Genomic DNA, 12,882 nt, shown 5'->3' on the forward strand with positions numbered 1-12,882 from the left:
CCTTTGCCCGGATTGGGGCAATAGTGATCCTGATGTTTTTCGTTCCTCAACCAAGGAGTTTTCCATGAGCACATTCGTTGCCAAAGACGGTACCCAGATCTACTTCAAGGACTGGGGCAGCGGTAAACCCGTGCTGTTCAGCCATGGCTGGCCGCTGGATGCCGACATGTGGGAATACCAGATGGAATACCTGAGCAGCCGCGGCTTTCGCACCATCGCGTTTGACCGCCGGGGTTTCGGCCGCTCTGACCAGCCGTGGACCGGTAACGACTACAACACCTTTGCCGACGATATCGCTCAACTGATCGAACACCTGGACCTCAAGGACGTGACCCTGGTCGGCTTCTCCATGGGGGGTGGCGACGTCGCGCGCTACATCGCCCGCCATGGCAGCGCCCGTGTCGCCGGCCTGGTGCTGCTGGGGGCGGTGACGCCGCTGTTCGGTCAGAAACCGGACTACCCGCAGGGTGTGCCCACCGATGTGTTCGACGGTATCAAGGCCGGCCTGCTGAAGGATCGGGCGCAGTTCATTGCTGATTTCAACCTGCCGTTCTTCGGCATCAACAAAGGCCAGAAAGTCTCCGACGGCGTACTGACGCAAACCCTGCAAATCGCCCTGCTGGCATCGCTCAAGTCGACCGTGGATTGCGTCACTGCCTTCTCCGAGACCGACTTCCGCCCGGACATGGCCAAGATCGACGTGCCGACCCTGGTGATCCACGGCGATGGCGATCAGATCGTGCCGTTCGAAACCACCGGCAAGGTGGCAGCCGAGATGATCAAGGGTGCCGAGTTGAAGGTCTACAAGGATGCGCCGCACGGGTTTGCAGTGACCCACGCCCAGGCCTTGAATGAAGACCTGCTGGCGTTCCTCAAGCGCTGAAGCGCTTAGACTCCCCTCTCCTTATTTTGGCCGGGCTTGCCCGGCCTTTTTTTGCTCAGGCAACACGCTGAGCGAGGGTGAAACGACCCGGCCCGGCGATCAGCACGCTGGTGAAAATGATCAACAGCAGCCAGCCGAACTGCCCCTCCAATAACGTCCACTCCGGGTGCACCACCAGCATCGCGATCAACAGCACCGCGAGGATCGGCAGGCAGGCCAGGCGCACCAGCACCCCGGCGATGATCAACAGCGGGCACAGTACTTCGGCGCCAATCGCCAGCAGCAACGTGATGTGGGCGCCGAGGTGAAACGGGTCTTCGATCAGTTTCAATTGCTCGCTGTAATTGAGCAGTTTGGGCATGCCATGCACCCAACACAGGAACAGCGCGCCGCTGACCCGCAGAAACAGCAGACCCACATCCTGATTTCTTGATTCGTTCATAAGCGACCTGTCCGTGAGATGACTGCCGCCGATTGTGTGCGCAAAGACGCCGGCGAGCTTGCAAGCGTGTGCTGACCTCAGTCCCCGGTGCCGGCGAACCCCGCGACGATTTCATCGATCACCACCCGCACCCGCGCGGTGTGGCGCAGGTCGGCGTGGGTCACCAGCCAGACGTCGTAGGGCATAGGCCGAGTGCGCTCCGGCCAGAGACGTACCAGCCCGTCGCGTTCGCCGGTACACACCGGTATCTCACCGATACCGATGCCGGCTGCAATGGAACGGCGCACCAGCAGGCCGGAGCTCAGGGTGGCTGCGATGCGGCCGCGGCCCAGGGGTTCGCAGACCAGGGTCATGTCCTTCTGGCTCTGCAGATAGGCGTGGTAGACCACCAGATCATGGCCTTCGAACAGGCTGCCGGGCTCCGGTGCGCCGTGGCGATCGATATAGGCCTGGGAGGCAAACAACCCAACCGGCCAACGGGCGATACGCCGCGCGATCAGGTCGGGGCTGTCCGGGCGCATGTTACGCACGGCGATGTCGGTTTCGCGCTTGGCCAGGCTGAGAAACTGGGTGGAGGCGTCCAGATGCACGCACACGTCGGGGTGCCGCTCGTGCAGGCGGGCAATCGCCGGGATCAGGAAGTCGATGGCCAGCGAGTCGGTGGTACTGACCCGCACGGTGCCGGTCAGGCGCTCGTCCAGGCCTTGTATCTGGCGCTCCAGGTCGAGGGCCGAGCGTTCCATTTTTTCCACGCTACGCAGGGCGGCTTCGCCGACGGCGGTCAGCGCGTAGCCTTCGGAAGTGCGCAGGAACAGGGTGGCACTCAAGGCCTTTTCCAGTGCGTTGATCCGCCGACCGACGGTGGCCTGGTCGACCCCCAATACCCGCGCCGCGCCACGTAAGGTCGACTCGCGGCAAACCGCCAGGAAAACCCGTGCATCATCCCAATTCATGCCCCCTCCTTATGCTGCATATATGCATCACTTAGCTGCATACTCGAAGCGTTATTGCATCATGCAACGGGGCTATGCTGAGCGCCAGAGAAAACCCTCAGGACCGCCGTCATGCCCGACACTCACACCCCTCCCCGCCGCGCACTGTGGTTACCGATCTTCGCCGGCCTGTGCGCCAGCCTGGTCAGTATCGGCCTGGCGCGCTTCGCCTATACCCCGCTGATCCCCTCGCTGATCCAGGCTCACTGGTTTGCCGCCAGTGACGTGGTGTACCTCGGCGCCGCCAACCTGGTGGGCTACCTGATCGGCGCACTGATCGGACGGCCCCTTGCCCGGCGCACCTCGAACACGGCCGCCTTGCGGCTGATGATGGTGGCCGTGACCCTGGCGTTCTTTGCCTGTGGCTTTCCCTTATCGTTGCTCTGGTTCTTTGCCTGGCGCCTGCTGTCGGGCATCGCCGGGGGCGCGATCATGGTGCTGGTGGCGGCGACGGTGTTGCCCCACGTACCCGCGGCGCGTCGGGGCCTGGCCAGCGGCGCGATCTTCCTCGGCATCGGCCTGGGCATTGCAGGCTCCGGGACGATTGTGCCGCCGTTGTTGAGCCTGGGTTTGCAACAGACGTGGTTCGGCCTGGGCCTGTTGGCGCTGGTATTGACGGCAGCGAGCTGGTTCGGCTGGCCTTCGGGCACCCTGCATGAAGCGGCACCGCAAGCCAACGCGTCCGCCGCGACCCCGCCGGGCGTATACCTGCTGTTTGGGCAATACGCGTTCATGGCCGCCGGGCTGGTGCCGGCCATGGTGTTCCTGGTGGACTACGTCGCCCGTGGCCTGGGGGCCGGGCCGCACGTCGGGGCGATGATCTGGGTAATGTACGGCCTGGGGGCGATTGTCGGCCCGGTCACGTATGGATTTCTCGCCGACAAGCTCGGTGCGCGCTTAAGCATCCGCCTGGTGCTGGCGGTGCAGGCGATTACGGTCGGCCTGCTGCCGGTCTCCCGTTCGTTCACCGCGTTGGCGCTGCTGGCGGTGATCCTCGGTTCGTTCCCGCCGGGTATCGTGCCGCTGGCACTGGCGCGGGTTCATGAGCTGGTGCCCAACCATCACCATCAACAGCTCGCCTGGAGCCGTGCTACGGTATCTTTCGCCACGTTCCAGGCGCTGGCAGGCTTTGCCTACTCGGCGCTGTTCAACGGCAGCGGCGGCCAGCATGCCCTGTTGTTCATGATCGCGGCCGGGGCCATCGTGGTCGCGCTGCTGCTGGAACTGGGCATGATCCTGCTGAACCGCCGCCCGTCAGACGCGGTCCCAACCCATACGCTCATCGCTACAGGAACTCTCGAATGACGCTCCCGCACGAAATGACCCTGATCGAAATCACCCAGCCCGGCGGCCCCGACGTCCTGCAACCGCGGCAGGTCGCCGTACCGGTGGCGGGCCCGGGCGAGATCCTGATTCGGGTGCAGGCTGCCGGGGTCAATCGCCCGGACGCGTTGCAACGCGCCGGCAAATACCCGCTGAAACCCGGTATGAGCCTGATTCCGGGGCTGGAAGTGTCAGGTGAAGTGGTGGCGCTCGGTGACGGTGTCAGCGCATACGCCCTCGGCGACAAGGTGTGTGCCCTGACCAATGGCGGCGGCTATGCGCAGTTTTGCGCGGTGCCCGCCAGCCAGGCGCTGCCGATCCCCGAAGGTATGGACTGGATTCAAGCCGCCGCCGTGCCGGAAACCTTCTTCACCGTGTGGGCCAACCTGTTCGGCCTCGGCGACGCGCACACAGGCCAGCGCGTATTGGTCCACGGCGGCACCAGTGGCATCGGCACCACCGCGCTGATGCTCTGCCGCGAGTTCGGCATCCAGGCCTTCGCCACCGCCGGCAGCGCCGACAAATGTGCGGCCATCGCCAAGCTGGGCGCCGAACCGATCAATTACCGCGAGCAGGACTTCGCCGACGTCATCGCGCAAAAGACCGATGACAACGGGGTTGATGTGATCCTCGACATCATGGGTGCCTCGTACCTGAACAACAACCTCAAGGCCCTGGCCATGGACGGTCACCTGGTGATGTTGGGCTTTCTCGGGGGTGGCAAGGCCAATGACGTCGACCTGCTGACGATCCTCGCCAAACGCGCGGTGATTACCGGTTCACTCTTGCGCGCACGCACCCGGGAGGAAAAGGCCGCGATTGCCGAACAACTGCGCGAATACATATGGCCCGTGCTGGCCGCCGGGCGTTGCCTGCCGATCATCGACAAGGTCTACGCATACACCGATGCCGCCCAGGCCCATGCGCGGATGGAAGGTGGGGAGCATATCGGCAAGATTGTGTTGCAGGTGGCGTGACGCCTAAACAGGCGCCTCGATGCAGAAACTGTCGGGCCTAGGCAGGGCTCGACAGTTTCCACAAAAACCGGCCTTTGCGACCCAGTCGACAACCTATTCGGCATGCACCGGGTAATCGATATAGCCCACCGCATTACCGCCATACATCCCCTCCGCCCGCAGCGGATTCAACGGCCAGCCATTGAAAATCCGTTGCGGTAAATCCGGGTTGGCGATGAATGGACGCCCGAACGCAATCAGGTCGGCCAGCCCCGCGTCGACCAACTGCGCACCGCGCTCGGCGGTGTAACGCCCGGCGTAGAAGATTCGGCCTTGGAAGGTGTCACGCACGGCCTGACGGAACGTGTCGGGCAAGTCGGGCGCGTTGTCCCAATCAGCTTCGGCAATGGAGACGTAGGCGATGCCCGCCGCTTGCAGCACCTTGATCGCTTCGAGGTAGGTGTGGTGCGGGTCGTCTTCCACCAGGCCGATGTACACCCGGTCCTGGTCGGTGCCGCTGAACAACGGCGAAAAACGTACACCAAGACGTTCCGGTCCAACCACCTTGCTGACCGCCTCGACAATCTCACGCAAAAAGCGCAGACGGTTGTGCAGCGAACCACCGTACTCATCGTCGCGCTGGTTGGCATGGGCCGAGATGAACTGGTTGACCAGATAACCGTTGGCCGCATGGATCTCCACCCCGTCAAACCCCGCGTCCAGCGCATTGCGTGCCGCCTGTGCGTAATGCCCGACCAGTTCCTTGACCTCAAGGGTGGTCAAGGCACGGGGCACGGGCGGTTGTACCAGCTCACCCACGCCAGGCCCGGTGGCGATAAACGCCTTCGCTTGCTCGGTCCGGATCGCGGACGGTGCGACGGGCGCGGCGCCGTCAGGCTGCAACGCGTTATGGGACACCCGGCCCACATGCCAGAGCTGAGCGAAGATCACCCCGCCTTCGGCATGCACCGCGTCGGTGACGGTGCGCCAGCCATCGATCTGCGCCGGGGTGTAGATGCCCGGCGTCCAGGCGTAACCCTGGCCACGCGGCTCGATCTGCGTGCCCTCACTGACCATGAAACCGGCCGAGGCGCGTTGACGGTAATACTCGGCCATCAACTCGGTGGCGATGTCGCCGGGTTGCGCGCTGCGTTGACGCGTCAGCGGTGGCAGCACGACACGGTTCTTCAAGGTGTGGTGCCCGAGTTGGATCGGGGTACTTAAAACACTGTGGGTCATTCGAAAGATTCCAAATTCAGGACGAACGAAAGCGTCGGCGGCTCCTGAGAGCCGCCAAGCAATGAAGCAGTAAAAGTGAGCGATTAACTTACGCGGTGAGTTTCAGCAGGGCCTTGGCCACAGCGCTGGAGCTGGCGGGGTTCTGCCCGGTGACCAGCAAACCGTCTTCAAGCACAAAGGATTGCCAATCGGCGCCCTTCTCATACTTGCCGCCCAGAGCCTTGAAATCGTTTTCAATCAGGAACGGCACCACCTCGGTCAGGCCGACTGCGGCCTCTTCCGCGTTGGAAAAACCGGTGACGCGACGGCCCTTGACCAGCGGCTCGCCATTGACCGCCTTGACGTGGCGCAAGGCGCCCGGTGCGTGGCAGACAAAACCGATGGGCTTGCCGGCCCGCTCGAACGCCTCGATCAGGGCGATGGACACCGGCGACTCCGCCAAGTCCCACAGCGGGCCGTGGCCACCTGGGTAGAACACGGTGTCGAAGTCGGCGGTGTTGACCGCGTCCAGCTTGACGGTGCTCGCCAAGGCCTGTTGCGCGGCCGGGTCGGCGGCAAAGCGGCGGGTCTGTTCGGTCTGCGCATCCGCTTGATCACTCACCGGGTCCAGCGGCGGCTGGCCACCGGCCGGGGAAGCCAGCACCACATCGGCGCCGGCGTCCTTGAACACGTAATACGGCGCCGCAAACTCTTCGAGCCAGAAGCCGGTCTTGCGGCCGGTATCGCCCAGCTGGTCGTGAGAGGTCAGTACCATTAATACTTTCATTTTCCAGTGCCTCGATAGGGTGAAGGTCAGTGTGTGTCAGGGCAACCCAACAGCTGTCGGGTCAGTAGCAGCGCCTGATCAAAAGGCGCGGATGTACGGGTGATCTTGCTCATGACGCTGGTCCCCAGCCATAACGCATACAGGCTGTGGGCCAGGCTTTGCGGGGCTTGTGTGACTGTCAGCGAAGCGTCTTCGACGCCGCGTCCAATCGCGTCGGCCAGCAAGGCGATGGTCCTCGACGTGCCGCGATCCAGGGCCAAGCGCATGGGCTCTGAAAGGTCTGACACTTCCGCACCGAGTTTGACGGCAAGGCATTTGCCCGCGTCGGTGCAACCGGTCTGATTGTCGATCCAGCATTGCCAATAGCGCATCAACTTGGCGTACTGGGATAACCCAGGCGCGTCGAACAGTTGCGCCATCCCCTGCACGTAGTGATCGAAGTAGGTATCGAGCAATACGACACCGAACGCATCTTTGGAGTGGAAGTAGTGATAAAACGAACCTTTCGGCACATCGGCAGCTTGAAGTATTTCGTTCAGGCCCACCGCAGAAAACCCTTTGGCGCCGACAATCGATTGCGCCGCCTCCAGAATGGTCTGCCGTGCACTTTTGGTTGCGCTGTTCATGCTCACTCCGTCCGATTAGACCAGTCGTCTAGTTCGTGGGGTGAATGTTAGGAGCCGGGCCGGACGCCCACAATGTCATATGCGCAAGGATTCCGGACATGAGGCGAACCCGGTTGCCGTTTTCCCGGCACGCGCCGACAATCGCCCCTCCTGCCCCCGTTGGAGAATGGCGATGCACAGCGTTGCGCTGATGGTTTACCCGAACTTCCAGTCCCTGAGCCTCAGCCTGGGCTCGGTGTTCGAGTGCGCGAACCTGCTGCGCGGCGAGCCGGCCTATGAGTTTCACTTGGTGTCGGAGAGCGGCGGCGCGGTGATGACGTCCCAGGGGTTCTCGGTGAATACCACGCCGATCCGGCCGCAGGGCTATGACACCCTGATCGTCAGCGGCTACCTGGAGTTTCGTCTGCCGGAGGCCAACCTGCTGGAGCTGGTCAAGGCTGCGTCGGCGCAATCGCGGCGTGTCGCCTCGCTGTGCACCGGCATTTTTGTGCTGGCCGAGGCCGGATTATTGGCGGGTAAGCGCACCACCACCCACTGGATTCACGCGCCGGCGTTTCGCAAGCGCTACCCGGATATCCAGTTGGAAGAAGACAAGTTGTTCGTCGTCGACGGTCAGATCTGGACCGGCGCCGGCATGAGCGCCGGGGTCGACCTGGCGCTGGCGATGGTGGAGAACGACCTGGGCAGCGACCTCGCCCGGCGTATCGCGCGCAAGCTGGTGATTGCCCAGCGCCGGGGCAGCGAACAGTCGCAGCTATCGGCGTTGCTGGAATTGGACCCCAAGTCCGACCGCATACAACTGGCCCTGGCCTACGCCCGCGAAAACCTGACCCACGACCTGTCGGTGGAAGCCCTGGCCGATGTGGCCAGGCTCAGCCCGCGCCAGTTCAGCCGGGTGTTTCGCGAAGAAACCGGGCAGACACCGGCCAAGGCCATCGAGTCACTGCGGGTGGAAGCCGCGCGGGCGATGATGGAAACCAGCCGCCACCCGGTCGAGGTGGTGGCCCGCGAAACCGGCTTCGGCGACCGCGAGCGCATGCGCCAGGCGTTTCTGCGCGCCTTTGGGCAACCGCCCCAGGCCATGCAACAGGCTTTTTTTGGCGAACGCAGCGCTTAGTGCAGCGACGCCCGCGTAATCAGGTAACTGGTCAGTTGCGGATCATCGTCCAGTTCGAGGGTCTGCACCGGGCGTGGCAGGTTATCCAGCACGGTGCGCCAGAACGCCTGGGACACTTCATCCTGATCATAGAAGCGCACCAGCCAGTTGGCCGCGCCGCTGCATAGCACCTGGGTGGCGATCGCGCTGCCGATGCCCTTGCGGCGGTAGCGCTTGAGGATGAACAGGTCGGCCAGTTCCAGGGCATCGATGCCCGGCAACTCACTGCCTTCGATCAGCAGGAAACCGGCGATATAGCCGTCGACCAGCAGCAGGTTGGCGCTCCATTGCGGGTCTTGCCAGTAGCGGTTCAGGTGTTCGTCATGGATGTAGAAGCGGCCGTCCGCCTCCACATCTTCTTGCTCCCAGTCCGAAGACTCATAGGCGTAGTACTGGTACAGGTTGCGGATCAGCTCGGACGCTTCCGGGCCGGTCTGGATCAATTCGACGGTGGTTTCAGGCATGAGGCTCTCGGTGAAAAAACGCAGGGCGCCATTGTTCACAAAACCCTGCCCCAGTCCAATAGCGGCATGAACCTTTCTACTTGCTGAACCGATTGCGAATAGGCGTGGCCTTGCCCGAACCCTCAAAATATTTCGAATAAACTTCGCCGGCTTGCCTCTTTTTTCTCAAGGACACGTACTTTGGCCGAACTGAGTGCGCGGCATACGCGGGAGGTGAGTGACATGCGCCTGCGCGACGCGCTGATCGTCGGCATCGCGCAGATTGGCGCCTTGATTCCTGGGGTCTCGCGCTCCGGTTCCACGCTGACCGCTGCGCTGTTCCTCAATTTCAAGCGTGAAGAGGCTGCGCGTTTCTCCTTTCTGCTGGGCCTGCCGGCGATCGCCCTCGCCGGCTTGAGTCGCCGCGTCTCGGCGTTCTTCGCGATCTGGGGCCTGATGAAGTTCCTGGAGCGGTTCTCCACCTGGCCGTTCGTGATCTACCGCGCGCTGCTGGGGATCTTCCTGATCGTGGCGGTCAGCACCGGGTTGTTGAGCTGAGCCTCAGGGGCGCAACGGCGCGGCATCGACCTTAACGCTCGAAATCGCGCGCATCGTGCCGCTCCCGCAACTGCTCTTCGAGCGGCCCGGACACCCGGTTGACCCGCCGTCCGCGCTGCACCGCCGGGCGCGCCTCGATCGCATCGGCCCAGCGCAGTACATGCTTGTAATCCTGCACCGAGAGAAACTGCGCCGCGTCATACAAGCGGCCTTTGACCAGGCCACCGTACCAGGGCCAGATGGCGATGTCGGCGATGGTGTAGTCGTCACCGGCAATGTACTCGCTCACGGCCAGGCGCTTGTCGAGCACATCCAGTTGGCGCTTGGTTTCCATGGCAAAGCGGTTGATCGGGTACTCCATCTTGCTCGGCGCATAGGCGTAGAAATGCCCGAAACCACCGCCCAGGTACGGCGCGCTGCCCATCTGCCAGAACAGCCACGACAGGCACTCGGCGCGGGCCGCAGGTTCGGTCGGGAAGAACGCGCCGAATTTCTCCGCCAGGTACTGCAGGATCGCGCCGGACTCAAACACGCGAATCGGCGTGGCGCCGCTGCGGTCGAGCAAAGCAGGGATTTTCGAGTTCGGGTTCACCGCGACAAAGCCGCTGCCGAACTGGTCGCCGTCACCGATCTTGATCAGCCAGGCGTCGTATTCCGCACCGGTATGCCCGAGGGCCAACAGCTCTTCGAGCAGGATCGTGACCTTCTGCCCATTCGGCGTGGCCAGCGAGTACAACTGCAACGGGTGTTTGCCGACCGGCAGGGCCTTGTCGTGGGTCGCCCCGGCGATGGGGCGGTTGATACTGGCGAACGTGCCGCCACTTTCGGCGTCCCAGGTCCAGACCTTGGGGGGTACGTATTCGGTCATGCTCACGGCTCCTGATGTGCTTGCGGTCAACGAATCGACCCAGACTAAACCAAAGGTTGGGGTGCGTCACAATCCCGTCTTCACCCTTGAACGCTGGGTGGACGCTTATCGGTAACGGCTTTCAACTGCCCAAGGTAGTCTTCCACTTCCTTGAACAACCACTGGGAAAACGCATGCTGCTTGGTGTGCGAACCTTCACGGGGCGGCCAGACCAGCCAGTAAGGATAAGCGTAAGGCGCACAGACATCGCCGAGCTGCACCAGTTCGCCACGCGCAATAGCGCCCTGCACCAGGCTGCGCCGCTCCAGGGCGATGCCCTGCCCCAGGCGCACAGCCTCCAGGATCAGGTTGGAGTCATTGCTGCATAAACCTGCGCGCTCGCCCGACATGTCGATTCCCGCCGCTTCGCACCACGGCAGCCAGGACTCGGTGCTATGGATGAGCGTGCTGTCGACAATCTGCTGTGGTGTCTGCGGCAACTGCCCGTGATTGAAATGAGGCGCGGCCACGGCGATCAATTCATCATGAAACAACAGCCGCTGCTCCACGCCCTCCCAATCGCCCTTGCCCATGCGGATGCCGATATCGACCGATTCCTGATGCAGATTGGAAATGCTCAGGCTGGCTTGCAAGCGAATGCGCATATGCGGGTACAGCGCCTGGAACGTCGGCAGGCGTGGGACCAGCCAGGAGCAGCCGAACGAGGGCAACACCGCTACCACCAGTTCATCGGTCTTGGGTTGGGCCTGGATCAAGCGCGTGGCTTCGGCGATATCTCCCAGCGCCTTGCGAATCTGCAAGGCGTAGAGGCGCCCGTCTTCGCTCACCCGCAGGCCGCGACCTTCGCGCACGAACAGGGTCAGACCGACGAGCTCTTCCAGCACCTTGATCTGCTGGCTGATGGCTGAGTGGGTAACGTGCAGTTCCCTGGCCGCCAAGGTCACGCTGCCCAATCGCGAGGTGGCTTCGAAGCTGCGCAGGCAGGTCAAGGGAGGAAATACGCTCATGTAAGCTCAGCTAACCTTTTACGGTAAAAATAATCGATATTGCAGGACCTCCAGCCGCTTTAAAGTTACCTAAATTAACCAATCCTGCCAACTACCCATTACCAAGGAGGCTTTATGAAACTGGTCGGCATGCTGGACTCGCCTTATGTACGTCGCGTGGCCATTTCCCTGGAACTGTACGGCGTGGATTTTGTGCATGCGCCCTTGTCCGTGTTCAGCACCTACAGCGAATTTGCGCGGATCAACCCCGTAGTCAAGGCCCCGACCCTGGTGCTGGACGATGGCACCGTGTTGATGGACTCCAGCCTGATCCTGGATTACCTCGAAGCCCTGGCGCCGGCCGACAAAAAATTGCTGCCGCAGGCCCCTACGGCACGCGCCAAAGACCTGCAACTGCTCGGGCTGGCCCTGGCGGCCTGTGAGAAAAGCGTGCAGATCGTCTATGAACACAACCTGCGGCCGGCCGAGAAGCAACATGCGCCGTGGCTCGAACGCGTCACCGCGCAATTGCTGGCCGCGTATACGCTGCTGGACCAACACCTGAGCCAGGCCGACAGCGAAGCGCTGACCCAGGCCTCGCTGACGGCGGCGGTCGCCTGGTCCTTCAGCCAGTTCACCGTGGCCTCGGTGGTCAAGGCGGATGCGTTCCCCCATGTGCAACGCCACGCCGAGCGCCTGGAGCAGCACCCGGCCTTCAAGCGCTACCCCATCGAGTGACCGGAGTTACACCCAGCCGCCATCGACAATGAAGTTCTGCGCCGAACACATCGCCGACGCCTGCGAGGCGAGAAACAGCGCCATGCTGGCGATGTGTTCCGGCAATACGCTGCCAGGCAGGCACTGGCTGCGGCTGATCAGTTCCTTGGCGGCGTCGTCGACCCACATCGTCAGTTGTTTTTCGGTCATCACCCAGCCCGGCACCAGCGTATTCACGCGGATACGGTCCGGGCCCAGCTCACGCGCCAGTGCCCGCGTCATGCCGTGGGCGGCGGCCTTGCTGGCGGCGTACACCGGGTAGCCGGCGGAGGCCATCATCCAGCCGACGGAGCCCAGGTTGATGATCGAACCGCCGCCCGCCCGCTTCATCATCGGCACCACGGCCTTGGCGGCAAAAAAGGCGTGCTTGAGGTTGACGGCAATCAGCTTGTCGAAGGTCTCCGAGTCGACTTCCTCCAGGGTATGACGCACGTCGTTGGCGGCATTGTTCACCAGCACGGTGATCGGCCCCAGGGCGTATTCGAAGCGCGCAATCGCGGCCTTGTAGGCAATCTCGTCGGTGATATCGCAATGCCCGAACTCGACGGTATGCCCCTGGGCACTCAACAACGCGGCCAGGCGCTCGCCCTGGCCTTGCGCGCGATCGACAAATGCCACCTTGGCCCCCTGCCCGGCGAAGGCACGCACCATGAATTCGCCGATCCCCGAAGCGCCTCCGGAAATCAACACGGTCTTGCCCTTAAGGTCGGGATAAACGGCCTGTTCAGTACTCATATCAAGGTTGCCTCGATCAATTAGTCTTATTTTATTTTACGAAATCGGCGTTTAAGGCTATAAATTTGCGGCCACACCGACAAAATATCGCACATTAGTAGAACTATTCCACTCAAAACAACAAAAGGAAGT

14 protein-coding genes and 1 pseudogene are annotated in these 12,882 nt (G+C 62.6%); 6 read left to right on the forward strand and 9 right to left on the reverse strand.

Annotated elements, in window-relative coordinates:
- The first annotated feature begins 64 nt into the window (after positions 1 to 64).
- Positions 65 to 883 (forward strand): alpha/beta fold hydrolase, encoded by an 819-nt coding sequence (locus tag J2Y83_RS16025; RefSeq protein ID WP_253396622.1) that lies wholly within the window; start codon positions 65 to 67, stop codon positions 881 to 883.
- 55 nt (positions 884 to 938) lie between these two features.
- Here J2Y83_RS16025 and J2Y83_RS16030 read toward each other — a convergent pair whose 3' ends face one another.
- Complete coding sequence (locus J2Y83_RS16030; RefSeq protein WP_253396624.1) at positions 939 to 1,325, reverse strand: DoxX family protein; 387 nt, start codon at positions 1,323 to 1,325, stop codon at positions 939 to 941.
- Positions 1,326 to 1,402: 77 nt separating this feature from the next.
- Entirely contained in the window at positions 1,403 to 2,278 is an 876-nt protein-coding gene (locus tag J2Y83_RS16035; protein WP_253396626.1) for a LysR family transcriptional regulator, read from the reverse strand.
- Positions 2,279 to 2,389: 111 nt separating this feature from the next.
- On the opposite strand from J2Y83_RS16035, the gene J2Y83_RS16040 reads away from it, so the two are divergent.
- Positions 2,390 to 3,622, forward strand: a complete 1,233-nt coding sequence (locus J2Y83_RS16040) for a YbfB/YjiJ family MFS transporter (protein WP_253396628.1) — start codon at positions 2,390 to 2,392, stop codon at positions 3,620 to 3,622.
- Positions 3,619 to 4,617, forward strand: coding sequence for an NAD(P)H-quinone oxidoreductase (locus J2Y83_RS16045; protein WP_253396630.1), 999 nt, complete (start codon positions 3,619 to 3,621; stop codon positions 4,615 to 4,617). Before J2Y83_RS16040 ends, J2Y83_RS16045 begins: the two co-directional genes overlap by 4 nt.
- Positions 4,618 to 4,710: 93 nt before the next feature.
- Here the strand turns inward: J2Y83_RS16045 and J2Y83_RS16050 are convergent, their stop codons facing one another.
- The 3 genes from J2Y83_RS16050 to J2Y83_RS16060 form a co-directional block, all read right to left on the reverse strand.
- Positions 4,711 to 5,835, reverse strand: coding sequence for an alkene reductase (locus J2Y83_RS16050; RefSeq protein ID WP_253396632.1), 1,125 nt, complete (start codon positions 5,833 to 5,835; stop codon positions 4,711 to 4,713).
- A gap of 88 nt (positions 5,836 to 5,923) precedes the next feature.
- Positions 5,924 to 6,601 (reverse strand): type 1 glutamine amidotransferase domain-containing protein, encoded by a 678-nt coding sequence (locus tag J2Y83_RS16055; RefSeq protein WP_253396634.1) that lies wholly within the window; start codon positions 6,599 to 6,601, stop codon positions 5,924 to 5,926.
- A 26-nt stretch (positions 6,602 to 6,627) separates the two neighbouring features.
- Positions 6,628 to 7,227 (reverse strand): TetR/AcrR family transcriptional regulator, encoded by a 600-nt coding sequence (locus J2Y83_RS16060; RefSeq protein ID WP_253396636.1) that lies wholly within the window; start codon positions 7,225 to 7,227, stop codon positions 6,628 to 6,630.
- 172 nt (positions 7,228 to 7,399) lie between these two features.
- Here J2Y83_RS16060 and J2Y83_RS16065 point away from each other — a divergent pair, with 172 nt between their 5' ends.
- On the forward strand, positions 7,400 to 8,344 hold the full coding sequence (locus tag J2Y83_RS16065; protein ID WP_253396638.1) for a GlxA family transcriptional regulator: 945 nt from the start codon (positions 7,400 to 7,402) through the stop codon (positions 8,342 to 8,344).
- On the opposite strand, the gene J2Y83_RS16070 is transcribed toward J2Y83_RS16065, so the two are convergent.
- On the reverse strand, positions 8,341 to 8,847 hold the full coding sequence (locus J2Y83_RS16070; RefSeq protein WP_247408585.1) for a GNAT family N-acetyltransferase: 507 nt from the start codon (positions 8,845 to 8,847) through the stop codon (positions 8,341 to 8,343). The genes J2Y83_RS16065 and J2Y83_RS16070 overlap by 4 nt on opposite strands.
- A gap of 183 nt (positions 8,848 to 9,030) precedes the next feature.
- Here J2Y83_RS16070 and J2Y83_RS16075 point away from each other — a divergent pair.
- Positions 9,031 to 9,384 (forward strand): annotated as a pseudogene (locus tag J2Y83_RS16075) (undecaprenyl-diphosphate phosphatase); the annotation flags it as partial.
- 31 nt (positions 9,385 to 9,415) lie between these two features.
- Here the strand turns inward: J2Y83_RS16075 and yghU are convergent.
- Complete coding sequence (gene yghU, locus J2Y83_RS16080; protein ID WP_253396640.1) at positions 9,416 to 10,252, reverse strand: glutathione-dependent disulfide-bond oxidoreductase; 837 nt, start codon at positions 10,250 to 10,252, stop codon at positions 9,416 to 9,418.
- 80 nt (positions 10,253 to 10,332) lie between these two features.
- A complete protein-coding gene (locus J2Y83_RS16085) occupies positions 10,333 to 11,259 on the reverse strand; it encodes a LysR substrate-binding domain-containing protein (RefSeq protein WP_253396642.1) in 927 nt (308 codons plus the stop codon).
- 114 nt (positions 11,260 to 11,373) lie between these two features.
- On the opposite strand from J2Y83_RS16085, the gene J2Y83_RS16090 reads away from it, so the two are divergent.
- A complete protein-coding gene (locus tag J2Y83_RS16090; RefSeq protein ID WP_253396645.1) occupies positions 11,374 to 11,976 on the forward strand; it encodes a glutathione S-transferase family protein in 603 nt (200 codons plus the stop codon).
- Positions 11,977 to 11,982: 6 nt separating this feature from the next.
- Here J2Y83_RS16090 and J2Y83_RS16095 read toward each other — a convergent pair whose 3' ends face one another.
- The gene (locus J2Y83_RS16095; RefSeq protein ID WP_017846701.1) at positions 11,983 to 12,750 is read right to left on the reverse strand and encodes an SDR family NAD(P)-dependent oxidoreductase; all 768 of its coding nucleotides are present in this window, start codon (positions 12,748 to 12,750) and stop codon (positions 11,983 to 11,985) included.
- Positions 12,751 to 12,882: the final 132 nt, after the last annotated feature.

This window comes from Pseudomonas marginalis, assembly GCF_024169655.1.
Taxonomy (GTDB): domain Bacteria; phylum Pseudomonadota; class Gammaproteobacteria; order Pseudomonadales; family Pseudomonadaceae; genus Aquipseudomonas; species Aquipseudomonas paraveronii.

Excerpts from the sequence above, each read along its gene's own strand:
- J2Y83_RS16085 (WP_253396642.1), bottom strand. The coding sequence starts at position 11,259 with ATGAGCGTATTTCCTCCCTTGACCTGCCTGCGCAGCTTCGAAGCCACC.
- J2Y83_RS16070 (WP_247408585.1), bottom strand. The coding sequence starts at position 8,847 with ATGCCTGAAACCACCGTCGAATTGATCCAGACCGGCCCGGAAGCGTCC.
- yghU (WP_253396640.1), bottom strand. The coding sequence starts at position 10,252 with ATGACCGAATACGTACCCCCCAAGGTCTGGACCTGGGACGCCGAAAGT.
- J2Y83_RS16025 (WP_253396622.1), top strand. The coding sequence starts at position 65 with ATGAGCACATTCGTTGCCAAAGACGGTACCCAGATCTACTTCAAGGAC.
- J2Y83_RS16050 (WP_253396632.1), bottom strand. The coding sequence starts at position 5,835 with ATGACCCACAGTGTTTTAAGTACCCCGATCCAACTCGGGCACCACACC.
- J2Y83_RS16090 (WP_253396645.1), top strand. The coding sequence starts at position 11,374 with ATGAAACTGGTCGGCATGCTGGACTCGCCTTATGTACGTCGCGTGGCC.
- J2Y83_RS16040 (WP_253396628.1), top strand. The coding sequence starts at position 2,390 with ATGCCCGACACTCACACCCCTCCCCGCCGCGCACTGTGGTTACCGATC.
- J2Y83_RS16060 (WP_253396636.1), bottom strand. The coding sequence starts at position 7,227 with ATGAACAGCGCAACCAAAAGTGCACGGCAGACCATTCTGGAGGCGGCG.
- J2Y83_RS16045 (WP_253396630.1), top strand. The coding sequence starts at position 3,619 with ATGACGCTCCCGCACGAAATGACCCTGATCGAAATCACCCAGCCCGGC.
- J2Y83_RS16030 (WP_253396624.1), bottom strand. The coding sequence starts at position 1,325 with ATGAACGAATCAAGAAATCAGGATGTGGGTCTGCTGTTTCTGCGGGTC.
- J2Y83_RS16065 (WP_253396638.1), top strand. The coding sequence starts at position 7,400 with ATGCACAGCGTTGCGCTGATGGTTTACCCGAACTTCCAGTCCCTGAGC.
- J2Y83_RS16055 (WP_253396634.1), bottom strand. The coding sequence starts at position 6,601 with ATGAAAGTATTAATGGTACTGACCTCTCACGACCAGCTGGGCGATACC.
- J2Y83_RS16035 (WP_253396626.1), bottom strand. The coding sequence starts at position 2,278 with ATGAATTGGGATGATGCACGGGTTTTCCTGGCGGTTTGCCGCGAGTCG.
- J2Y83_RS16095 (WP_017846701.1), bottom strand. The coding sequence starts at position 12,750 with ATGAGTACTGAACAGGCCGTTTATCCCGACCTTAAGGGCAAGACCGTG.